Source organism: Rubripirellula reticaptiva (assembly GCF_007860175.1).
Taxonomy (GTDB): domain Bacteria; phylum Planctomycetota; class Planctomycetia; order Pirellulales; family Pirellulaceae; genus Rubripirellula; species Rubripirellula reticaptiva.
In genome coordinates, this window is the sequence record NZ_SJPX01000004.1 from 640,819 (window position 1) to 662,032 (window position 21,214).

Here is a 21,214-nt window from a genome sequence, read left to right on the forward strand (position 1 = left end):
ATCTGACCGTTGACCGCTTATTTACCACTGGGTTTTGGACCTGGGGTGATTTTTCATTCCTTTTGCGCTGGTACGCCCACCGGCCGGAGAAGACAGCTTTTAGTGGCATTGGCACGAAAAAACACTCAGCCTGAGAGTCGCGACAGCGTACGCATCAACAACAATATCCGGATCACGCCCATTCGGGTCGTCAGCGAGGAAGGAGAGCAGTTGGGGATTATTTCCACCGACGATGCTCTTCAGCGAGCTCGCGATGCAGGCCTGGATCTTGTTGAAGTCGCGCCGGGTGAACGCCCGCCGGTTTGCCGAATCATGGATTACGGCAAGTACAAGTACGACAAAAACAAAAAGAAGAATACCGGACAGTCGCATACCAAGACGAAAGAAATTCGTCTGCGACCAAAGACTGGTGGCGAGGACATCCGGACCAAGATCCGCCAAGCTGAGAAGTTTCTCGAGCACAAGGACAAGGTCCAGGTCAGTGTCTTGTTCCGTGGTCGCGAAATGGCTCACATCGAAGAAGGCCGAAAGGTCATGGAGATGGTCATTGAGACGCTTAGCGCAATCGGCAAGGTTGAAACATCGCCTCAGCAGCACGGTCGTCGAATGATCTGCATGATTGCGCCTAAGTAGGAATCAGCAATTGGATTGGGGCGTTCGGTCTCTCTGGCCACGCCTAAAATCCCAAATTGTCTGGTACCGAGTATCCGAAACGAGGATTCGATGGCGACACTTGATGCGGTCTGCACGATCATGGCTCGGGTTGCGCCGTTACGGTTGGCGGAATCTTGGGATAATGTAGGTCTGCTGGCGGGTGATCGCGCAGCGAAGGTCGAGAAGATCATGGCCTGTTTGACCATCACGCCCGATGTGGTCGACGAAGCGATTGCCCAGAACGCTGACCTGATCGTGGTGCACCACCCGTTGCCGTTCAAGCCGATGGCCAAAATCACGACGGATTCTATTCCAGGCGCAATGCTGTGGAAGTTGATCGGCGCTAAAATTGCGATCTACAGTGCTCATACTGCATTTGATTCGGCAACCGGCGGAGTCAACCAGATGTGGGCCGAGGCATTGGGGCTGGATAGAATCCGGCCGCTAGTTGAATTGCCGATCGCAGCGGGCACAAAACAGGTGGGCTCGTCAATTGTCGCCGTTTCGTCAGGCCAAACTGTTGAAGGATCCGGGCGATATGGTCGCTTGCCGAGTCCAGTCACGCTGGAATCGTTAGCATCGATGGCGGGCGAAGTTAGCGGCGGGCCAAGGCCGCGTCTTGTCGGAGCGGCGGATCAGTCGGTGCAGGCGGTGGCGTTTGCGTGTGGCAGTGGCGGCAGTTTTCTTGCGGCTGCGAAACGTCGTGGTTGCCATGCTTTGGTGACTGGCGAGGCGACGTTTCACACTTGTCTCGAGGCACGGTCGATGGGTATCGGTTTGGTGTTATTGGGACATTTTCACAGCGAGCGATTCGCGATGGAGCGACTTAGCGAGGCGTTAGCAGCTGAATTGCCCGATTTGACCGTCTGGGCGAGCCGAGACGAGTGCGACCCGTTGCAACAGGCTGATTGAGAATCTGTTCCTGTCTCAGTGCAAGTGCGCAGAGTCCGGAGAGCGTACTTGCGGGGATTCCGCTGGTTGCGGCGGACCGAGTGAAATATTGGCCATCATCTAAATGTCTCTAGAATCAATCGGCCGGCATGGCGATTGCTTCGCTAGTACAGTCTGTGGGCCAAAAGGTGTTTTTGGCGTAGGTTCCAAGTGAGTAAGAAGATGGCTGAATCGAATATCCCCGACCGCAAATCGTCGCGTTGGCTGGCTGCACTGCCGGTTTACAACGAGGTTCAGTACGTTGCTGGGGTCTTAGATGAGGTCGTTCGCTATGCATCGGACGTATTGGTCGTGAACGATGGGTCGAGTGATGGAACGGCCGCAGTGCTGGATTCGCGTTCGGACGTTCACGTCATCCACCACCCCGAGAATCGCGGTTACGGCGCGGCGTTGATGACGGCGTTCGCTTATGCGATCGCCGAAGGGTACGAGGGTTTGGTGACGCTTGATTGCGACGGCCAACATCAACCCAAACGGATTCCCGAGTTCATTGCGGCCGCTTCGGATGCGGATATTGTCTCGGGGAGTCGTTATTTGAAGGTTTACGAAGGGGATGATGCGCCGCCGGAAGAAAGGTTGTTCATCAATCGTCGGATCACACGAGAGCTGAATCAGCGACTTGGTTTCAATTTGACGGACGCGTTCTGTGGCTTCAAGGCTTACCGAACGTCAGCGCTGTCGCAGTTGGAAATCACGGACGAAGGTTACGCGATGCCGTTACAATTGTGGGTCGAGGCGGCGGCAGCCGATTTGCGAGTGATAGAGATCCCGGTGCCGCTGATTTACTTGGACCTGGAGCGATCGTTCGGTGGCTCGCTTGATCATGCCGAGACACGTTTGCGATACTATCATCAGGTGCTCGATAGCGCGTTCGCGGTGGCTGCAGCGGATGGGCGGGTTTTCCCTGGTCGTGACGTTGCTCTGAGCATCTGATGGTCGTTTTTCAGTCACCGCTTGCTAGTTCGCCGCCCACGTCATCCTCAACGCCGGCATCACCATCTCGCCGATGCGATCCTTCCTTGAATAGCTATCGTCAATATCGAGCTCCCGTCGAAAACGGTTCGTCGTTGATCGAGCCGCCGTTGTCCGATGCCGCAGATTTGCTTGGCAGCAATGTGGCAAAATCGGCAGAGCAAGGTCCGTTTTGGGATTCGCTGCGAACGCGGGCGCGAGCCAGCTTGATCGAAGATGCGATTCGATACACGTCTGCTTATCGCGATACAAGCTGGGTCGACGTTGAATCGATCGGGCCGATCGTGATGGCTGGACATCAGCCATCGCTTTTTCATCCTGGCGTTTGGTTCAAAAACTTTGCGCTCGATGACATTGCTCGCCGCGTTGGTGGCATCGGTATTAATTTGGTAGTCGATAACGATGTGGCGTCGGGCAGTTCGATTCGTGTTCCCAGCGTGCGTCCACACGGTGCGACGGGTGCCGCGCAGCCTCACTATGAAGTTGTGTCCTACGACGAAGCCGGCGGCGGTGTTCCTTATGAGCAAACCACGGTCCGCCGCCGCGATCTTTTCGACCATTTCGATGAAGCGGTTGCCGAAGCGGTTTGCGGGGTGGTCGATGATCCGTCAGTCACGCGGCTTTGGCGGCATGCACTTTCAGCGATTGATCGATGCGGTGTGGCGGGATGCGCGCTAGCACAGGCACGTCACGGATTGGAAGGCGAGTTGGGCTTGCGCACGCTTGAGCTTCCTCTCGGCGTCGTTTGTCGGACAAGTGCGTACGCCGAGTTTGTGCTGGCGATTTTGACAGAATTGCCCCGCTTTCATGGCTGCTACAACGATTCGGCCGATCGCTATCGTAGCGCTCATGGGATCCGCAGCAGTGCACACCCGGTCCCCAACTTGGCCGAGCAGGACGGTTGGTTCGAAGCGCCGCTGTGGATCTATGGAAACGATTCGCCAGATCGAAAGGCAGCTTGGGTAAAGATGTCCGATGACCATTTGGTCATCAGTGATCGAGTTGCGGAGGGGCCGCGAGAATTGCGAATCGATGTGCGCCATCCAAAGCTGGCGGCGGAACAGTTGTCGAATTTGGTATCGCCGAATTTTAAGCTGCGTCCGCGAGCACTGGTGACAACGATGTACGCGCGGATGGTGCTTAGCGACTTGTTTTTGCACGGTATTGGTGGCGGCAAGTACGATCAATTGGGCGATCAAATTTGCGCTGAGTTCTTTCAGGTCGAACCGCTACAGTTCATGGTCATTTCAGCGACCATTCAATTGCCTGGTTTGGTGAAAGTGGACCACGACAAGCGGATTCGCAGCCTTCGCCGACAACTTCGCGATCTCGTTTTTCAACCCGAGCGGTTCGCTGACCGCGTCGACCTTGACGAGAATCTGTTAGCCCGAAAGGCTGAGCTGATTGCGATGGTCGCCACGCCCAAGTCGGGCGACTTGCTGGCTTCAAAGATGCCGGCCCCAAAGAAACAGTGGCACGACGAAATCGCAACGATCAACGCCGAACTTTCCAAGCAACTCGATCAGCTGCGTGGTCAGTTGCGTTCCGAGTTAGCAGAGAGTGAGCGAGCACATGCGGCCCAGCGTTTGATGGCTAGCCGCGAGCACCCGTTCTGTGTCTTTCCGATCGATTATCTGCAAACGACTTATGCGAAGTTGTTGGGGCAGGATTAGCCGTATCGCCGGTCGACGTCGGGGGCGCCGCAAATCGACTTTGGATAGTTTAGGTCGCCATTGCTGGCGGGGCGTTGGTAGCGGGATTTCGTCTAACGGTTTCCCACCAAGATTTGGCCGACTAGCAGCCAGACGAAGGTGAAGGTGAGGCCGAGGGCGGTGTGGATGGCGTCGACGTTCATAGCGGGCCTATTCTGAGAGGAAACGGGAGGGTTCTTGGCCCGTTCCATGGCCCGACTGCGCGGCATTTTCCGATTCTTGGAATGCTACGGTCGCTTCACTGCACGCCTATCCCGGCGCACATTGATAAGATCGGTTGCCCCGCTTGATAAACTGAGAAGAAAATCTTTAGGTTGTTACTGGTTGCCCAGTCGGCACAGCTTCCCACGCATTCAATCTGTTCTTGAACGTAATCACCATGACAAATTACTGGCTAATGAAAACCGAGCCGACAACGTTTTCAATCGATGATCTGGCTGCCGATCCCGATCAAACGACATGCTGGGAGGGCGTGCGGAATTACCAGGCTCGTAACTTGCTTCGCGATGATTTTTGTGTCGGCGATCGTGTTTTGTTTTATCACTCGGCGTGCAAGGAACCGGCTGTGGTCGGCACGGCGACGGTCGTTCGGGCTGGGTATCCCGACAGTCACGCGTTTGATCCCCGCAGTAAGTACTTTGACCAAAAGAGCAGTCCCGATAATCCGACGTGGTTCATGGTCGACATCAAATTGGATGAGAAACTCGAAAGTCCGGTGACGCTAAAGTCGATGCGAGAACGGGCGGGGCTAAAGGGTATGGTGCTATTGCAGAAGGGCAGTCGTTTGAGTGTCCAGCCGGTTAAGAAGAAAGAGTTTGACACGGTGCTGAAAATGGCGAACGGTTGAGAGCGTTAGGAGTGTTGGTCGTTCTCCTGCGGAGCTTAAATGCTCGTGTGGTACGATGAAACCAAGCGGGAGGGTAACGCGAAACGATAGCAGTGCTTGGTTTCGGCTCACTCGGTTTCGACTCCCTCGGGGCCCAGCAGAAAATAAGTGTCCAGCACGGCAGTCCTTTTTTGCGACGTCTGTACCACCTTTTTGCCATTATCCGTTTTTTCTTCTTGATGAGTCGTAGTGATGGATGCGAAACCGATGAACGCCGATCAGTTGAACGAAAAGTACCGTGTTGAGGGTCTGCGATTTGTGGACGGTAACGGCGGTTTGGTCAAAGCTGTGGTGGATACCGGTGTTTGCACCGGAGAAATCTACATGCACGGTGCGCACGTGACTCATTTTCAACCTACCGGGCACCAGCCCGTGCTGTGGGTCAGTAAGCAGTCGGTGTTCGAAGCTGACTGTGCGATTCGGGGAGGCGTGCCGATTTGTTTTCCTTGGTTCGGCCCTCGAGTTGGGCATCCCCAAGCACCCGGCCATGGTTGGGCGCGGACTCGGTCCTGGGACGTCGCGACGGCGTCGGTGCGAGATGATGGCGCCATCGAGATGGTGCTAAGCACCGTGATCGAATCGTTTTTTCTGGCCTTTACGGTTCGTTTTGGCGAGACGCTGTCGATGGAATTGCAAGTGAAGCTGTCGTCTGATGCCACCGCGTCGGTGTCGTTCGAAGAAGCCTTGCACACCTACTTTGCGGTGTCAGACATCAAGAGCATCAAGATCAACGGTTTGGAGATGGCTGGATACATCGACAAGGTTGACGGCGACGCGACAAAAATGGAAACGGGATCACCCATTCGTTTCGATGGTGAATGTGATCGAGTTTACTTGGACACGACATCCACTTGCCAAATGACTGATCCCGGCAAAAAGCGAACCATCGAGGTCTCAAAGACTCATTCGCACAACACGGTGGTTTGGAATCCGTGGATCGAAAAGAGTGCCCGGATGGCTGACTTTGGCGATGATGAATGGAAGTCGATGGTCTGTATCGAAACTGCCAATGTTGGTGACCAGGCGATCGAGTTGTTGCCCGGCCGGTCGTATTCGATGACCGCCCGGATCGCAGTTCGTGAAATGAACAAATAGGCGCGGCTGGTAACTTGCCTCGTGAGTGTCCAAAGTCATTCGTTTGCAAGCCATTGGCATACAAAAAAAGGCACGCCGCAAAGTACTGCGACGTGCCTTTTGTTTTTTAGTTGTCAGCAACCGAAGTTGTCTTCAACTGAGTCGGGGCGACATGATTCGAACATGCGACCTCCTGGTCCCAAACCAGGCGCTCTACCAGGCTGAGCTACGCCCCGTGTCTTTCGGTCCATCGCTTTCGATCCGTTGATAGATCGTTTGACTCGGACAGTTTGATTCGCTGACCAGCTTTTGGGAAGCCGTTTTCCTCAAACGTTCGCACAGATTAGCTGACGGAAGGGTTTTGCGAAAGGTTCACTTCGAGGATGATTTTCGTATTCTTTTGACGGGCGAATTTTCAGGCCGGCCGACAGCAGTTCAGTGCGTTTTGAATACGGAATTTACGGCAAATGCGAATCTTGGTGACCGGCTGCGGCGGCTTCTTGGGCAGCGAAATTGTTCGCCAATTGATCGATCGCGGCGATGAAGTGGTCGGAATTTCTCGGAAAGATTATCCCGATTTGGTGCAAGCCGGGATGAAGTCTGTCCGTGGCGACTTGGCCGACGCGGATTTTGTTAGGTCGGCAATCGCGTCGGACGATTCGGGCCGTCGGTTTGATGGCGTCGTTCACACCGCCGCGGTCGCGGGCGTTTGGGGGCCGTGGGATTACTTTTATCGCAACAATACATTGGCCACTGAGAATGTGATTGCTGCGAGCAAGGCGGGCTGCGTTGAGCGGTTGATCTTTACCAGCAGTCCCAGTGTCACCTTTGCCGGCGAACATCAGCAAGGCGTCGATGAATCGGAACCGTACCCCACCAAGTGGCTGTGTCACTATCCGCATACCAAGGCGTTGGCAGAGCAAGCAATTCTGGCGGCCGATCAAGTGGGAGGAATGCGAACCGTTTCGCTGAGACCGCATTTGATATGGGGCGAAAACGACCCGCATTTACTGCCTCGGATGTTGGACCGGGCTCGGCGCAAGCGGCTTCGGATTGTCGGCGACGGCAAAAACCGAGTTGATACGGTTCATGTCATCAATGCGGGGGCGGCTCACTTGGACGCTCTCGATGCGCTTGGTCGCGATTCCGATCGGGCGGCCGGGCGGGCCTACTTCATCGCTCAGGACGAGCCCGTCAATTGCTGGGATTGGATCGCCGAAATATGTCGGATTGGCGGAGTAGAGCCACCTCAGAAGCGGATCTCGGGCCCGGCGGCTTATCGTCTAGGTGCCATGCTTGAGATGGTTTATCGAGCAATCGGCAAGACAGACGAGCCGCCAATGACGCGTTTTGTCGCAGCCCAGTTGGCCTGCGATCACTATTTTGACATTTCCGCTGCCAAGGATCGGCTGGGGTACCAAGTTCGGATCGGAGTCGATGAAGGACTCGAGCGATTGCGGCAGTCGTGGCAAAGTAGATAGGCATGGCGGTTCCTTGTCCTTAGCCGGCCGAGCGGGACGTTCAGGCAGAGTTCTCTCGATGTATCCGGGCGTTGCCTAAAAAGGTTGGCGGCGTTAGCCTTTGCCGTTACTTTTGAGGGTACGATTCGGTAATTGGAGTCGCCCCATGACCGTAACTAGAAATACAAATCCGTGATCGCACCCAGCCGCGCCTCCGAACTGCCAGATCATCAACGGATCGTTATCACCGGAATCGGTTTGACGGCTCCGAATGGAAATGACTGGCAATCTTATCGCAGCGCCCTCCTCGAAGGCCGCAGCGGCGTTAGCCCCTACGAAATTCGTTATTTCGGCAAGACACTGGCCGGGATTTGCGATTTTGACACGCTGCGTTACCAATCCAAAAAAGACATTCGCCGCGGCACGCGTGCGGGCAGCGTTGGAATCTACGCTGCCAATGAAGCCGTCAAGCACTCGGGACTCGACTGGGAAAACGTCGACAAGTCGCGGGTCGGCATCTATGTCGGTGTGACTGAGCACGGAAACGTCGAAACCGAAAACGAAATCTTCTTGATCAAAGGTTTCGATTACGACACCAACTGTTGGTCGCACCATCACAACCCGCGGACAGTCGCCAACAATCCGGCTGGCGAAATCGCGTTGAATATGGGGATCACCGGTCCTCACTACACGATCGGCGCAGCTTGTGCGGCAGGTAATGCTGGGTTGATCCAAGGTGCCCAGATGCTGCGGTTGGACGAATGTGACGTTGCAATCGCTGGCGGAACCAGCGAAAGCATTCACACGTTTGGAATTTTCGCCAGCTTCAATAGCCAAAACGCACTGGCCACCAATGAAGATCCGACTAAGGCGTCTCGCCCGTTCGACGTCAATCGAAACGGAATCGTGGTTGCCGAAGGCGGATGTCTCTACACGCTTGAACGACTCAGTGATGCGAAGGCTCGCGGTGCGGATATCATCGGCGAATTGGTCGGATACGCGATGAACACCGATGCGACCGACTTTGTGTTGCCCAACCCTGAACGACAAGCCGAATGCGTTAACTTGGCGCTGAAGCGGGCCGGATTGGCCGCCGACCAGATCGACATCGTCAGTACCCACGCCACTGGCACCAGCAGCGGTGATTCGCAAGAATGTTTGGCCCTCCGCAATGTTTTTGGAAATTGCACCAACACGCGAATCAACAATACAAAAAGCTACATTGGCCACGCGATGGGGGCGGCGGGTTCACTTGAATTGGCTGGTAACCTATCGTCTTTCCAAGACCGAGTGGTTCATCCGACGATCAATGTCGATGAACTGGATCCCAATTGTGCACTGCCCGGACTCGTCCTAAACGAATCGCAGGAGGTCGCCAAAGTCGACTATATCTTGAATAATTCGTTTGGAATGCTTGGCATCAACTCGGTCGTGATCATCGGCCGGGTTTGATGTCCTGTCCGATCCGACCAAGACTTCAACGCGTTTACTTCCAACCTTTCTGAACATCCATCGTCGGAACCGACGTTTGGGGAGCCACCTAAGCGATGACGCCAGCCGAAATTCGAGACGAAATTCTAGACATCCTCGAGGACATCTCGCCGGACGACGACCTTGACGGTCTGGACGACGAGAAGGCGTTTCGCGAGCAACTAGAACTCGACAGCATGGACTTTCTGGATATCGTGATGGAGTTGCGAAAGCGACACCGCGTTCAGATTCCTGAGGAAGACTATGGCCATTTGGCAAGCATGCAGTCGACGGTCACCTATCTTGAACCGAAGATGAAAGACATTGTTAAGTCTTAAAACGCGGGGTGTTCGACAGCGCCTGGTCTTGGGGGCTGTTTGATGGTGCGTGCGGCGGTCGTCGACTGAGCAAGAAGGAGGCTGGCGTGATGTATGCTCGGTTTCGAATCGTACTTTTAAACGCGATGATCAGTGTCTGCGTAATATCGCCCGCTCAATCGCCCATTCGCAGCCGCAAAGAACTGTTGCGTGATCCCAGTGACGCTGGAATTGGCCTCAGTCTGCCGCGATATCGAGACTACAAACCGGCTGCCGATCTTCAAAAGCGTCGCGATCATTTTGCCGAGCTAGGACTGATTCATCCTGGTTTCGCTGGTCGTGGCTTTGCCAGCCAAGGACTCGGCGCGTTCTACCTCGATTTGAATCGACTCCTACTAGATCCCTGGTTTGTATCCGGTTATCGGCCAGTGCCTTGGTGTCCGCCGCCGCTGTATCGGCCGGCTTGGGATGGTGATTTCCAAAATCGGCCTCCGGTCGGACTTTGGCAGCCCTGAGCCCATATTGCGACAGCCGCGCCATCATTGTGACGTCGCTGGTTGGTCGATTACCGACACGAGCCCTCAGAGAGAAAAAATTCGAGTAAAAATTTGTTTCATGTCTAAAGTGTTTCACAGAAGTGACTTACGATAGAACCCGGTCAATGATGACGACGGGATGTTCGATGTTTGGCGTGATCGATGCTTTGTAATCGAAAGACCCTCCCGCAGGAGACTTTTCCTGCACAAGAAACACTTGCTTGGCTCGGTCACTGACCGCAGCGAGCTCTCGAATGAAAGGCACCCCCCAAGATGTTTACGCTCACCAAATGGATGGTGGCACCGCTGCTTGCCGCCGGATTGATGTTCGCTGCAGATACTCCAGCCGCTGATGCTGGCGGATTTTCGATTTCGATCGGAAACGGTGGATTCGGCTACAGCAACTACAACTCGTATCGCCCTAGCTATGGCGGCCATTACAACTCGTACCGCCCATCCTATGGAGCGCGGTACGGTCATGTCCCCAGCTATCAAGTTCCTCGGTATCAATCATATCGAAGTAACTATGGCGGGCATTACGATTATCACCCGACCCAAGTTGTGCCTCATGGAAATCACTACGATGTTTATCCAGGTCACTACGACTACCACCGCGGACCCCACTACGGTCATCACTAGTCACGGGTGTTTGGCAGCCGAGTGGTTTTCGGGTAACGAAGCTCGTCACGGGTTTCTGCCAAGCTAGTAATTTGCCGAAAGTTTTGACGACTTTCGCGGTGGAACTTGCCGGGGGAAAGGACTGTCACTGGCTGATCGCCAGGACCCGCGTTGCGCCTCGCTGGCATTGTGGTGGTGAAGACGGCGATACGATTGCGGTTTATGCTGGAGGGACAGGAACTTCCTTGTCCCTCCTGCACCCGATCGCGTCTCGAGATTCCCAACGATGCTTCCTAACGACAAGCGTTATCGGTTCGGCGGGTTTCTGTTTCTCGGATCGCTTTCGGTTTTCTTTGTCGCCAGCATTTTGCTGTATGGAATCTATGCGTATTCTCGACGGGACGATTTGCAGAGCACGGTGCCATTGCCGCCCAGTTTTTTGGTCAGCACCGTTTGCTTGATTTTAGTTAGTGGTTTGGTCCATTGGTCCACGCGGTCGGTTCGCCGGGATCAACGATGGGTGACAACCTTCTTGTTGGTAATCAGTGCGTTTGCGGCAACGCTCTTCATGGGCGTGCAGTTTTTCGCGATGAAGGAAATGTTGTCCGGCCCGGCACTGCGCGGCGGTACAGGCAAGGGTGTCGCCGGGATGGTGGCGGTACTGGCACTGCTGCATGCACTGCACGTTGCCGGAGGCGTGGTCTCTCTTGGAATCGTGTCGATTCGGTCCGGACTTGGAAAGTACGATCACGAACGTCATTGGCCAGTCGATTTTTCGGCCCAGTACTGGCACTTCTTGGATGGCGTTTGGTTGTGCATGTTGGTCGCATTTTGGTGCACGACCGGCGGTTTTGGGTTTTAGTGCTCCGGTTGCCTCGGCGTCGATTCAGCGAGGCTTCATTTCTTTAACGATCGACGCCGCTTCGATTGCATTGTCGATTACTGTGGACCAGTCTTGAGTTCGGATTTGGCTTCGTGGCGCGATCCATGCCCCGCCGATCGCGGTGATGTCGTCGTGGTATAAATAAGCGGTCATGTTTGACGGATTGATCCCCCCCGACACAAAGAACTTCAGGCCAAGGTGCTCGAACGGCATCACCATCGTTCGCAAGTACTTGATGCCGCCGATGGGTTCGATCGGAAAAATGTTCAGTTGGCGGCAACCCCAATCGATCGCCGTTTCCATCTCGGTCGGTGTGATTACGCCTGGCGCGAATGGGAGTCCGCATTGTCTGGATTCAAGCACAACGTTGCGTGAGAGTCCCGGTGCAACGCCGAAGGCCGCGCCCGCATCGATCACTGCACTGACTTGGTTGGAATTCGAGATCGTGCCCGCGCCGACCAGCATCTCAGGGACCTCGTCACGAATTCGTCGCATCGCGTCGATCGCCACCGGTGTCCCCAAGGTGATTTCCATCACATCGATACGGCATGCTAATAGCGATTTCGCAAGCGGAACCGCAGCGTCGGCGTCATCGATCGTTACCGCCGCGATTGCGGCACAGTTGCCGATTCGGGCGATCAGTTCGGGCGGAAAATCGGCTTGGTCTGTCATGGCGGCTTGTCCGTTGATTTTGTAAGTCGTTTAGGGGCGAGAGCGAGTGAAGCAGTTTGCGTGAAAAACGAAACTCAAGGTGTTGCGGTTCGTAGTTCCAGCGGATTGATGTCTGCCGAAGTCGCCTTGCGAAGTGACTCGATGCCTGAGGCGGTCACGTTGGTCCGCTGCACATCAACGCTTTTCAATTCTTGCATTGCCGAAATTTGGGGGATCGATTCGTCGGTGATCTGGGTTCCAGTCATCCAAAGGACTGACAGCTTCTTCGCCGGTTCAATCGCAGCGATCACGCGGTCATCCGTTCTGGTCCAACTGAGGTCGAGTTCGCGTAGATTGACGGCGTTTCCAATCCAATCAGTCAAGTCTGAATCGACCTGTGTTGCTTCGAGTGTCAGTTGTTCAATTTTTCGCGGCGACGCAGCGATACCTCGCACAGCATCGTTTCCGATCGGTAAACGGGCTAGGTCGAGCCACGTCAGTTCCGGTTGGACGCCGATCGAAGCGATTCCCTTTTCGGTCACTTGGCAACCGGCCAAGCAAAGCGATTCAAGTGAACGCACCGGAGCATTGTCGATAAGGGTTTCGTCGTCAATCGCCAGAAAAGCTCGCGTGTTTTCGTCGCCCGATGGATTTGGTGATTTTGCGTCGGGCAGTTTGGCTTTGACGTCGTACAGGTTGGCTAATTGTTGGTACACCCAAATCCGATCCGAAGCATTACCATCGTCCATCAAGCGATGAGTTTGGGTGATTGCGTGCGCGTACCAGCGAGCGATATCGCCGCGTTTCTGTGCGGCTAAGCGGCCGTCGATTTGCAATTCGTCGATTGACATTTGATCGCCACCGACCAGGGTGCGGTAGCGTCCAAACTGCAGCCGTGGCGAATCCCAGCCGCCGACGGTTGCGAACGTGTCGCCGACAAAGAGTGATTCAAAATAACCCGCGATACCCTCGACGAGCCAGAATCCCGATTGCTCGCCCGGCATCGATCGGCCCAGTCCGCTGCGCGTGGCTTCGCGGAAAAGTTGATGAACCAGTTCGTGCCGCCGGGTTGCAGCGTCATCGTTTTCGGACGCGTACAAGAACATCGTTTTTCGGACATCGCTATAGAAGCCGGTCGAACGCTCGATTCCTGGTACATCACGGCTTAGCACGCGTGCGTACTCGCTGGCGTCGCGAAACAGAACGATTCGCAGTTTTCGTTTGGTCGAAAGACGACTTGGGTGTTCGTCCAAATACGAAGCTACGGATTGGTCGGGTTTGAGTTGCTTTAGCATCACGGTGACTTGGTCGCTTGCTTCCCAGATCGGGAAGAACATTTGGGTCCAAGCCCAATAGCATCGTTCCAGATCTTTCGCGACGGCGGCCGAGTCCGATTTTCCAGCTTGGCTATAGATGACAAAGTGAGGCGTTTCGACTTCGGCGTAGGTTCCGGGACGCCATCCCAGCCAAGTTGGCGCCGATCGACTGCGTTTGGCCGACCAAGTCGGAGCGTCGCCGAGTGGCAGCCCCAGCATCCGGCGAATCGGCGTGGCGGAAGGGTCGGCATGGTGCGACTGCCACACTCGCAGGTAGGCATTCCATCCGGCGTTTTGGGAATCACCGAGAGCTTCGGCAGGATGCTGTACCGCTATCAATCGAGCGTTTGGGGCATGGTTTGCGGCCAGCGGAATGTAAACAGTCGTCCGGTCAACGTCCGCTGCTGCAACGTCCTTATCCATGGCGACGGCAAACAAAAGCCAAGCCAAGGTAAAAAACACCGCGGTCGTTTTCCCCATCGCATTGTTCCTGTTGGTTAAACTGCACACGACGAGCGATCCCGGCTCGTTTTCGCCGTCCAGTATGGCGGTCGAACTCCGCTCTGACACCCACCAAGATTTTGCCATGCCGATGACACGCTATGTCCTAAGTTTTTGTTTGACCCTTGTATGTGCGGGGCCGTTGATAGCGGCTGATCGCAACATCTTGTTCATTATTGCCGATGACGAGAGTCCCACGCTTGGTTGTTACGGCGATGCCGCTGCGAAAACACCAGCAATCGACGCGATTGCCGCTGACGGGATGGTTTTCCGCAATGCCTTCGCGACGACCGCATCATGCAGCGCCAGTCGAAGTGTTGTGATGAGTGGTGTGCACAACCACCGAAATGGCCAGTTCGGACACCAGCATCATTATCACAAGTTTTCATCGTTTCACGATGTCGTCCGTTTGGCTTTGCCACAAGTCCTTAGTCGAAAAGGGTATCGCACCGGACAGATTGGCAAGTATCACGTCGCACCGGAAGCCGTTTTTCATTACGAAACTTATCTTCAAGCCAACTCTCGGAACGCCGTCGAGATGGCAGAAGCGAGTCGTGAATTCATCACCGATGCGACTGACGATCGCCCGTTCATGCTTTACTTTGCGACGTCCGATCCGCACCGCGGCGGTGGTGTCGACAAGACATCCAAATCGGAACTCAAACCCGACTTGTTCGGCAACAAACCCAAGCGTGGCTCGTATCCGGGGGTGGAAGAAGTTTTTTACGATCCGGCCGATGTGGTCGTTCCCCCGTTTCTGCCCGACACAAAGGAGACGCGTGAAGAGCTTGCCCAGTACTACCAGTCGATCGCTCGAGTCGACCAAGGTATCGCTCGTTTGGTCGAGATTTTGAAAGAAGCCGATCTGTACGACAAAACAATGATTGTGTTCACCAGCGATCACGGCATGGCCTTCGCCGGTGGAAAGACAACTGTCTATGAAGGTGGTCTGCGCGTTCCGATGGTTGTTCGGGATCCTTATCAGTCAAAGCGTGGTGTCGAAAGTGACGCGATGCTTAGCCACATCGACATCACTCCGACGCTGTTGGACTTTGCCGGTGGATTGGATCCAAAAACCAATGGGCCGATAAACCCGATCAATGCCAGGAAGTTTTGGAACGATCGTGACGAAGCGGTCAAAGACAACCGTGACGGCGGCGATAACTTTGATTCGTATCAGGGCAAGTCTTGGTTGCACTGTCTAGCGAATCCCGACGAGGCACACCATGAATCGATCTTAGCGTCGCATACTTTCCACGAGATTCAGATGTACTATCCGATGCGAGTCATTCGAGACTCGAAGTACAAATTGATTTGGAACATTGCTCACCCGTTACCGTTTCCCTTCGCATCGGATCTTTGGGCGGCCAGCAGTTGGCAGGCTCAGTTGATCAAGGGCAACGATGCCCCCTACGGCAACACGACGGTCGGGCGATACGTCCAACGTCCTCAGTTTGAGTTGTTCGACATTGCCGCAGATCCCGATGAAACGACGAACTTGGCCGATAGCCCAGGGCATGCGGATGTCTTGGAAGCCTACAAAGTGAAGCTAAAGGCGTTGCAGAAAGAAATGCAAGATCCGTGGATCATGAAGTGGGACTACGAGTGAGTTAGAACTGTCGTTGAATCCGGATCGTTCTTGAAGTCACCGCTGATCGTTGCTGCGTCTTTCCCTTTCAAGCTTGAACGGGAAAGACGTTTCGGTGGTCTGTCAAGAATAGAGCCAGGGTGCTCTGAAGTCCGAATTCTCAGAAGAAATCGGGGCTTAGAAATCGACGATCTCTAAGTCGTCGCGTAGTTCAATCAGTTCGTCCAGCACGGCGAAGCTGATCGACGTGTTGGCGACCTGCAGTTTCTTAAGTTTCGGCAGTGTGCTTACTTCTTGAAAAGTCTTGTCGGTCAGTTTCGTGCCGCTGACGTTGAGTTGTTCAAGGTTCTTGAATTGCATCAGAGTAGGTAACGACTTGTCAGTGATTTTGGTCGAGCGAACGTCTAAATTGTTCAATTTGGTTAACTTGCTGAACTCGGCAAACGCTTCGTCGTCGAGCTTCGTCTCCCAGAGGCTAAGCAAGGTCAAGTTCGACAACCGACCGATCATTTTGAATCCCTCGGTGGTAACCAAGCGGCATTCGCTGATGTCTAGGAAATCAACCTTCGGCAATGCTGCAATGATTGCCATGCCAGCGTCGTCAAGGGACGAGTCGCGAAGTTCAAGCCTTTGCATTTTGGTAAGGCCTTGAATGTTTTTTAGGCCTTTGCCCGTCACGTCGGTGCCTCGGATGCGCAGGCGTGTCATGTCTTTAAAGTTCGCGACCGCTGACATGCCTTCGTCGTTGATTTTGGTGTAGTCCATTTGCAGCGACTTCAGATTTGGATTTTTCGCAAGCGCTTCAAGCGTTGCGTTTGTGATCGTCGTGCAGTAGTTCAGATTCAACGAAGTCAGTGGCAGTGCTGCCAATCGAATCGCACCTTCGTCGTTGATCTTTGCCTTTTCAAGTTGAACATCCGTAAGCGACGTCAGTTTGGCCAGCGAAATGGTGCCGGGGTCCGAGATGTTTGTGTTTCGCAAGTCGATCGCGCGAATCTTCGACAGGCCTTCGATGTTGGTCAGACCTTCGTTGGTGACAGTGGTTCGCCGCAGCAACAAGACCTCTAACGTTTGGGTCTCCTTGATTGCGGCAAGGGCACCATCGCCGGCACCCGAGTCGGATAGGTCAAGTCTCTTGAGTCCCGTCAATTTCGACAGCACCGTCAAGCCTTCGTCCGATAGTCCTGGGCCCGACAACGTCAATTCTTGCAGACTGTTCAGGCCGGCCAGATTCTCCAATGCCGAATTGCCGCCTTCCGAAACGACACCGGATACTTTGTTGACGTTCCCGACCGAGTTTTTCACCAAAGTGAAACCCGCATCGGAGAGTGTTTTGACGGCGTCGGCATCATCCGGTTCGGCCACGGGCGCCGGTTTCGAAGGTGTCTCAGCACTGAGCGAAACGTCTGCCTTGGAAACCGTATCTGCCGATTTTTGGCATCCGATGGAAATGATGGAAAGCGTCGCCGTGAAGAAAACGACGGTAAAAATGGGCAAACGAACGGTCATTTCAGATCTTTATCAGCGTCAGGGGGGGAGGCGGTGGGTGCGTGCGCGAACGCATCTTCATCGAGCGAGTTTCTATGATGGGGCCGAAGAGAATGATTGTCTACCTATTCAGCCCTTGTTATCGTGTTAGTGTGAATTGGATGCACCGCAGAGCGTGTGTCCTCCCATGTACATCGATTGCATGGGTTCTGAGCCTCTCCCCCACTGTTTCCCACCGATCTGAAAGATTTTGAATGAGCAAGAAGTCTACGCGTCGAACATTTTTGGGCCGGTCAGCCGCGCTGACGGCGACTGCCGGAGTTGGTTACTTCTCGAGCACGACTCCGCGATTGTTCGCTGAAGAAACACCGATGCAAAAGTTGTCGGCAGCTTGCATCGGCGTCGGTGGCAAGGGCGGCAGCGATACCAGTCACATCGCCGATAACGGCGTCCAAATTGTTGGCCTGTGCGATGTCGATGGCGACACGTTGACCAAGAAGGGACGCGAGTTTGTTGATGCAAAGCAATTCAACGACTTCCGCGAAATGTTGGACCAACTTGGCGACAAGACGGACATTGTTACCGTTAGTACGCCTGACCACACGCACGCTGTTGCCGCTGTGAAGGCGATGCGGATGAAGAAACATGTGTACTGTCAAAAGCCGTTGACATGGTCGATTGCCGAAGCTCGTTTGATGCGAGAAACGGCTGAAGAGACTGGCGTTGTTACTCAAATGGGCAACCAAGGCACCAGCCAAGACGGTCTTCGTGAAGGCGTCGAAGTGATCCGCAGCGGCGCGATCGGCGATGTCTCGGAAGTTCACATTTGGAGCAATCGTCCGGTGTGGCCGCAGGGGCAAGGTCGTCCCGCGGGTTCAGACCCAGTGCCAGAGAACTTAAACTGGGACGGTTGGATCGGCCCAGCACCGATGCGTCCTTACAAGGCTGGTGCCTATCACAGTTTCAACTGGCGCGGTTGGGTCGACTTTGGCACCGGCGCGTTGGGCGACATGGCTTGCCACACCACGAACTTGTCGGTGATGGCCCTGAACTTGTGGGATCCGATTGCGATGACCGCAATCAAGAACCAAGGTATTGTCGAAGGCGAAACTTTCCCCGGCAGCTCGGAATTGATGTTCGAGTTCCCAGAACGAGATGGTTTGCCTGCTTGCAATTTCCACTGGTACGATGGCGGCAACTTGCCGCCCGATCGCATCACCAGCCAACTGCCGGCGAGCTTCCGTAGTCGTATCGAGGCACTGAAGAACGATCCTTCGCAACGCAAGACCAGTGGCGCTGTTGTCGTTGGCAGCAAAGGCATCTTGTTTTCGCCTGATGATTACGGCGGGCAGTACGTCTTGTTGCCGAGCGAGCAGTACGTCGACTTCAAGCCTCCAGCACAAACGTTGCCGCGGATTCCGTTTGATAGCGGAGTGGACGAGCGTCAGAAGTGGGAATTTGTAAGTACCATCAAGGGCGAGTACGAGCCAGGAACGATGTCGAACTTCGGTTATGCCGGACGTTTGACCGAAACCATTCTGGCCGGCAACTTGGCAATGCGTGCTGGCGAAGGACAACGCATCGAATGGGATGCTAAGTCGATGACGAGTCCGAACGTTCCTGAGATCAACCAGTTTGTCAGCCGCGATTATCGTGAAGGCTGGGCGCTGGAAGGCTTGATGGAAGCCGCAAACGCGTAACTTCGGTTTCAAGTTCAAACCAAAAACAAAACCCGGTACGTCATCGACGTGCCGGGTTTTTTCTTGGCTAAGTCAAATGGGTTGCGGCTTATGGTTCGGCGAAAGACTTCGTCGTCGCTTTGAAACCCGCAGACCCTGGGATCGCTGAGCTACGTGGCTGGTTGGGGCTCTGGTGGCTTCGTCAACAATGAAACCACAATCAACGTTGCAAATGCCAGCGGAATCGTAACGATCCCTGGTTGACTGAACGGGGCAATCGCGTCGGCCGCGTCCCATCCGTAGACCTTGGCGTAAGTGTCAGCGGACAACAGAATCCATCCGAGCGATGATGCTGCACCGACGACCACGCTGGCAATGATGCCTTCTTTGGTCGTTCGCTTCCAAAATAGCAACATCACCAGTGCCGGTAAGTTGGCACTCGCTGCGATACTGAAGGCCCATCCAACCAGATAGCTCACATTCAATTCTTTGAACAGAATGCCCAGGACAATCGCGATTGCACCGACCAGGACGGCGGCGATTTTCGCGACGCGAACTTGTTGATGACCTTCGAGTTCAATGCCCAGGACGCCTCCGATTAAGTCGTGCGCAACTGCACCGCTGCTGGCCAGAATCAATCCGCTAACGGTTCCTAGCACGGTCGTGAATGCAATCGCGGAAATGACCGCAAACAGCCACGGGCTCATGCTGCGGGCTAGCAGTGGTGCCGCCATGTTGGAATCGGTCAAGTCAAGCGATCCGCTGACCATGGCACCGAGTCCGAGGTAAAGCGTCAGCACATAGAAGAAGCCAATCGTGGCAATCCCAACGATCGTGCTTTTGCGAGCCGCTGCACCGTCTTTGACTGTGTAGTAGCGAATCAAGATATGTGGCAACGACGCGGTGCCGCAAAACAAAGCCAACATCAACGACAGGAAGTTCAGCTTGTCCGTAAAGTTGTCACCGCGAATTCCGGCGAACGTTGGGTGGGAACCAGGACGTAGCACTTCGGCGCCCGGCGTAGGCTTTTGGTAGTAGACCGTCGTTTGTGATTGATCGTCGTGTGTGATCGATTCTTTTCCCCATAGCACCACCTCGCTGTCGCGTAGCGTGTTAAGAAACTCGATCGGACCCAGGGGCCCTGTTTCCGTTTCGTCACCGGGAAGTTTTGTGATTTGACCAACTGGGCGAAGTTGCTTTTCGCGAGGCTCGGTGCCAAGCAGCGCACCGTCGATCACTTTCTGGCCGTCTTTGGTCGTGATCGTCTGTGCTTGCTTTAACACCACTTGGTCCGACCCGTCGACCGCCTCGATACGGTAGATGTCAAATCCTGCTTCGTCCTCGCTTGATAACCGAACATAAGGATGGTCCTGCCAGCCATCGGCGGTCGGGATTACGCCTCGGCCGTCAATCGTCGTTCCCGACAGTTCAGTTTGGGATATTGGGCCGATTGTTTCGAACGATTCGTTGTCGGTTTTTAGCCCTTTGTTTAACAGCATCACGACCAAGACTGCGCTGAAAATGACTAGCAAAGATCCTTTCAAGAACTGCACATAGGTCGTCGACACCATACCGGCGGTGACGACGATCACGATGACAACGACGCCAACCATCACGACACCAACCCAGTGCGGGTAACCCAGCAGCGGTTGGATCAGAACGCCGGCGCCGACCATTTGCGGAATCAAGTAAAAGACGCTGACGACCAAAGTGCTGATCCCGGCGGCGGCTTTGATACCGCGAGAATTGAATTTTGCATCCAATGCATCGGCGAACGTAAATCGGCCAAGGCGTTTCATCGGTTCGGCGATCACAAACAGCGCCACGATCCAGCCGGCCAAGTAACCGATCGAATACAGGAATCCGTCGTACCCATAGGTCGCGATCATTCCGCAGATGCCAAGGAACGACGCCGCGGACAGATAATCGCCTGCGAAAGCAACGCCGTTGATGGCCCATGGAATTTGGCCGTGCGCAGCGAAGTAACCTTCGGACGATTTTGTTTTTCGACCTAAAAAGAAACTCAGTCCCACCGTTCCGAAAACGAACGCCAAGAAGACCAACACTGCCATCATCGAAGGTTCGTAAATCACTTGGCGGCTCCCTTCTTGGTCGGATGCGTCGGTGATTCGGCCGGCTGTTGGATCGGTTCGGTACGGCACATCATGCCGTAGATCAACGCCATCACCAAAGCCGCCACGATTAGTCCGAATCCGTACACAATCGCTAGGTTCAGGCCAGCTAAAACGATCGTGTCCATCGTTTCGGCAAAGAAGGTGCTCGTCAGTACAAAACCGACGTACAGCGCCGAATAGATCGCAAAGAGCAACAGCCCAAGTCGCGAGTTGTAGCGACGAGCTGCCGTCGCCTCAGATTCAGAATGGTCCATGCCGCAAGTGACGTTTCGATAAAGGTAACGGAGATGAAATCGGAAGGTTCACCGTTATACCAGTTCGAA

Annotated in this window: 19 protein-coding genes and 1 tRNA gene; 14 read left to right on the plus strand and 6 right to left on the minus strand. The window is 54.6% G+C overall.

What is annotated here, in order from left to right:
* Positions 1-102: 102 nt before the first annotated feature.
* From infC to Poly59_RS19500, 6 genes are all read left to right on the plus strand, one after another.
* Positions 103-633 (plus strand): translation initiation factor IF-3, encoded by a 531-nt coding sequence (gene infC, locus Poly59_RS19475; protein WP_146535766.1) that lies wholly within the window; start codon positions 103-105, stop codon positions 631-633.
* Positions 634-723: 90 nt separating this feature from the next.
* Entirely contained in the window at positions 724-1,566 is an 843-nt protein-coding gene (locus tag Poly59_RS19480) for a Nif3-like dinuclear metal center hexameric protein (protein WP_146535767.1), read from the plus strand.
* A gap of 201 nt (positions 1,567-1,767) precedes the next feature.
* Positions 1,768-2,538 carry a glycosyltransferase family 2 protein gene (locus tag Poly59_RS19485; protein ID WP_146535768.1) on the plus strand — a complete coding sequence of 257 codons (771 nt, stop codon included), beginning with the start codon at positions 1,768-1,770 and terminating at the stop codon, positions 2,536-2,538.
* 86 nt (positions 2,539-2,624) lie between these two features.
* Positions 2,625-4,250, plus strand: coding sequence for a hypothetical protein (locus Poly59_RS19490; RefSeq protein WP_146535769.1), 1,626 nt, complete (start codon positions 2,625-2,627; stop codon positions 4,248-4,250).
* 418 nt (positions 4,251-4,668) lie between these two features.
* Positions 4,669-5,136 carry an EVE domain-containing protein gene (locus Poly59_RS19495; protein WP_246151774.1) on the plus strand — a complete coding sequence of 156 codons (468 nt, stop codon included), beginning with the start codon at positions 4,669-4,671 and terminating at the stop codon, positions 5,134-5,136.
* A gap of 231 nt (positions 5,137-5,367) precedes the next feature.
* Positions 5,368-6,270 carry a D-hexose-6-phosphate mutarotase gene (locus Poly59_RS19500; RefSeq protein ID WP_146535770.1) on the plus strand — a complete coding sequence of 301 codons (903 nt, stop codon included), beginning with the start codon at positions 5,368-5,370 and terminating at the stop codon, positions 6,268-6,270.
* A gap of 141 nt (positions 6,271-6,411) precedes the next feature.
* On the opposite strand, the gene Poly59_RS19505 is transcribed toward Poly59_RS19500, so the two are convergent.
* Positions 6,412-6,485: transfer RNA gene (locus Poly59_RS19505), tRNA-Pro, on the minus strand.
* A gap of 231 nt (positions 6,486-6,716) precedes the next feature.
* On the opposite strand from Poly59_RS19505, the gene Poly59_RS19510 reads away from it, so the two are divergent.
* The 6 genes from Poly59_RS19510 (at position 6,717) to Poly59_RS19535 (ending at position 11,512) form a co-directional block, all read left to right on the plus strand.
* Positions 6,717-7,730 carry an NAD-dependent epimerase/dehydratase family protein gene (locus Poly59_RS19510; protein WP_146535771.1) on the plus strand — a complete coding sequence of 338 codons (1,014 nt, stop codon included), beginning with the start codon at positions 6,717-6,719 and terminating at the stop codon, positions 7,728-7,730.
* Between the two features lie 171 nt (positions 7,731-7,901).
* Positions 7,902-9,161 carry a beta-ketoacyl-[acyl-carrier-protein] synthase family protein gene (locus Poly59_RS19515; RefSeq protein ID WP_146535772.1) on the plus strand — a complete coding sequence of 420 codons (1,260 nt, stop codon included), beginning with the start codon at positions 7,902-7,904 and terminating at the stop codon, positions 9,159-9,161.
* Between the two features lie 95 nt (positions 9,162-9,256).
* Positions 9,257-9,517, plus strand: a complete 261-nt coding sequence (locus Poly59_RS19520; protein WP_146535773.1) for an acyl carrier protein — start codon at positions 9,257-9,259, stop codon at positions 9,515-9,517.
* A gap of 8 nt (positions 9,518-9,525) precedes the next feature.
* On the plus strand, positions 9,526-10,011 hold the full coding sequence (locus Poly59_RS19525; RefSeq protein ID WP_146535774.1) for a hypothetical protein: 486 nt from the start codon (positions 9,526-9,528) through the stop codon (positions 10,009-10,011).
* A 294-nt stretch (positions 10,012-10,305) separates the two neighbouring features.
* Positions 10,306-10,671 (plus strand): hypothetical protein, encoded by a 366-nt coding sequence (locus tag Poly59_RS19530; protein ID WP_146535775.1) that lies wholly within the window; start codon positions 10,306-10,308, stop codon positions 10,669-10,671.
* A gap of 265 nt (positions 10,672-10,936) precedes the next feature.
* Positions 10,937-11,512 (plus strand): cytochrome c oxidase subunit 3, encoded by a 576-nt coding sequence (locus Poly59_RS19535; RefSeq protein ID WP_146535776.1) that lies wholly within the window; start codon positions 10,937-10,939, stop codon positions 11,510-11,512.
* Positions 11,513-11,536: 24 nt separating this feature from the next.
* On the opposite strand, the gene Poly59_RS19540 is transcribed toward Poly59_RS19535, so the two are convergent.
* Positions 11,537-12,205, minus strand: coding sequence for a bifunctional 4-hydroxy-2-oxoglutarate aldolase/2-dehydro-3-deoxy-phosphogluconate aldolase (locus tag Poly59_RS19540; protein ID WP_146535777.1), 669 nt, complete (start codon positions 12,203-12,205; stop codon positions 11,537-11,539).
* Positions 12,206-12,279: 74 nt separating this feature from the next.
* Positions 12,280-13,980, minus strand: coding sequence for a leucine-rich repeat domain-containing protein (locus Poly59_RS19545; protein ID WP_146535778.1), 1,701 nt, complete (start codon positions 13,978-13,980; stop codon positions 12,280-12,282).
* Between the two features lie 112 nt (positions 13,981-14,092).
* Here Poly59_RS19545 and Poly59_RS19550 point away from each other — a divergent pair, with 112 nt between their 5' ends.
* A complete protein-coding gene (locus Poly59_RS19550) occupies positions 14,093-15,610 on the plus strand; it encodes a sulfatase family protein (protein WP_246151823.1) in 1,518 nt (505 codons plus the stop codon).
* Between the two features lie 156 nt (positions 15,611-15,766).
* Here Poly59_RS19550 and Poly59_RS19555 read toward each other — a convergent pair whose 3' ends face one another.
* The gene (locus Poly59_RS19555; protein ID WP_146535780.1) at positions 15,767-17,098 is read right to left on the minus strand and encodes a leucine-rich repeat domain-containing protein; all 1,332 of its coding nucleotides are present in this window, start codon (positions 17,096-17,098) and stop codon (positions 15,767-15,769) included.
* A 233-nt stretch (positions 17,099-17,331) separates the two neighbouring features.
* On the opposite strand from Poly59_RS19555, the gene Poly59_RS19560 reads away from it, so the two are divergent.
* A complete protein-coding gene (locus tag Poly59_RS19560) occupies positions 17,332-18,777 on the plus strand; it encodes a Gfo/Idh/MocA family protein (protein ID WP_146535781.1) in 1,446 nt (481 codons plus the stop codon).
* Positions 18,778-18,926: 149 nt separating this feature from the next.
* Here Poly59_RS19560 and Poly59_RS19565 read toward each other — a convergent pair whose 3' ends face one another.
* Positions 18,927-20,849 (minus strand): sodium/solute symporter, encoded by a 1,923-nt coding sequence (locus Poly59_RS19565; RefSeq protein ID WP_146535782.1) that lies wholly within the window; start codon positions 20,847-20,849, stop codon positions 18,927-18,929.
* The gene (locus Poly59_RS19570) at positions 20,846-21,145 is read right to left on the minus strand and encodes a DUF485 domain-containing protein (protein ID WP_146535783.1); all 300 of its coding nucleotides are present in this window, start codon (positions 21,143-21,145) and stop codon (positions 20,846-20,848) included. Before Poly59_RS19570 ends, Poly59_RS19565 begins: the two co-directional genes overlap by 4 nt.
* Between the last annotated feature and the right edge of the window lie 69 nt (positions 21,146-21,214).

What these genes read in the sequence shown, in the direction of transcription:
- Poly59_RS19570 (WP_146535783.1), bottom strand. Translation starts at nt 21,145, where the DNA reads ATGGACCATTCTGAATCTGAGGCGACGGCAGCTCGTCGCTACAACTCG.
- Poly59_RS19540 (WP_146535777.1), bottom strand. Translation starts at nt 12,205, where the DNA reads ATGACAGACCAAGCCGATTTTCCGCCCGAACTGATCGCCCGAATCGGC.
- Poly59_RS19480 (WP_146535767.1), top strand. Translation starts at nt 724, where the DNA reads ATGGCGACACTTGATGCGGTCTGCACGATCATGGCTCGGGTTGCGCCG.
- Poly59_RS19545 (WP_146535778.1), bottom strand. Translation starts at nt 13,980, where the DNA reads ATGGGGAAAACGACCGCGGTGTTTTTTACCTTGGCTTGGCTTTTGTTT.
- Poly59_RS19485 (WP_146535768.1), top strand. Translation starts at nt 1,768, where the DNA reads ATGGCTGAATCGAATATCCCCGACCGCAAATCGTCGCGTTGGCTGGCT.
- Poly59_RS19550 (WP_246151823.1), top strand. Translation starts at nt 14,093, where the DNA reads ATGACACGCTATGTCCTAAGTTTTTGTTTGACCCTTGTATGTGCGGGG.
- Poly59_RS19500 (WP_146535770.1), top strand. Translation starts at nt 5,368, where the DNA reads ATGGATGCGAAACCGATGAACGCCGATCAGTTGAACGAAAAGTACCGT.
- Poly59_RS19530 (WP_146535775.1), top strand. Translation starts at nt 10,306, where the DNA reads ATGTTTACGCTCACCAAATGGATGGTGGCACCGCTGCTTGCCGCCGGA.
- Poly59_RS19495 (WP_246151774.1), top strand. Translation starts at nt 4,669, where the DNA reads ATGACAAATTACTGGCTAATGAAAACCGAGCCGACAACGTTTTCAATC.
- Poly59_RS19560 (WP_146535781.1), top strand. Translation starts at nt 17,332, where the DNA reads ATGAGCAAGAAGTCTACGCGTCGAACATTTTTGGGCCGGTCAGCCGCG.
- Poly59_RS19555 (WP_146535780.1), bottom strand. Translation starts at nt 17,098, where the DNA reads ATGACCGTTCGTTTGCCCATTTTTACCGTCGTTTTCTTCACGGCGACG.
- Poly59_RS19535 (WP_146535776.1), top strand. Translation starts at nt 10,937, where the DNA reads ATGCTTCCTAACGACAAGCGTTATCGGTTCGGCGGGTTTCTGTTTCTC.
- Poly59_RS19510 (WP_146535771.1), top strand. Translation starts at nt 6,717, where the DNA reads ATGCGAATCTTGGTGACCGGCTGCGGCGGCTTCTTGGGCAGCGAAATT.
- Poly59_RS19520 (WP_146535773.1), top strand. Translation starts at nt 9,257, where the DNA reads ATGACGCCAGCCGAAATTCGAGACGAAATTCTAGACATCCTCGAGGAC.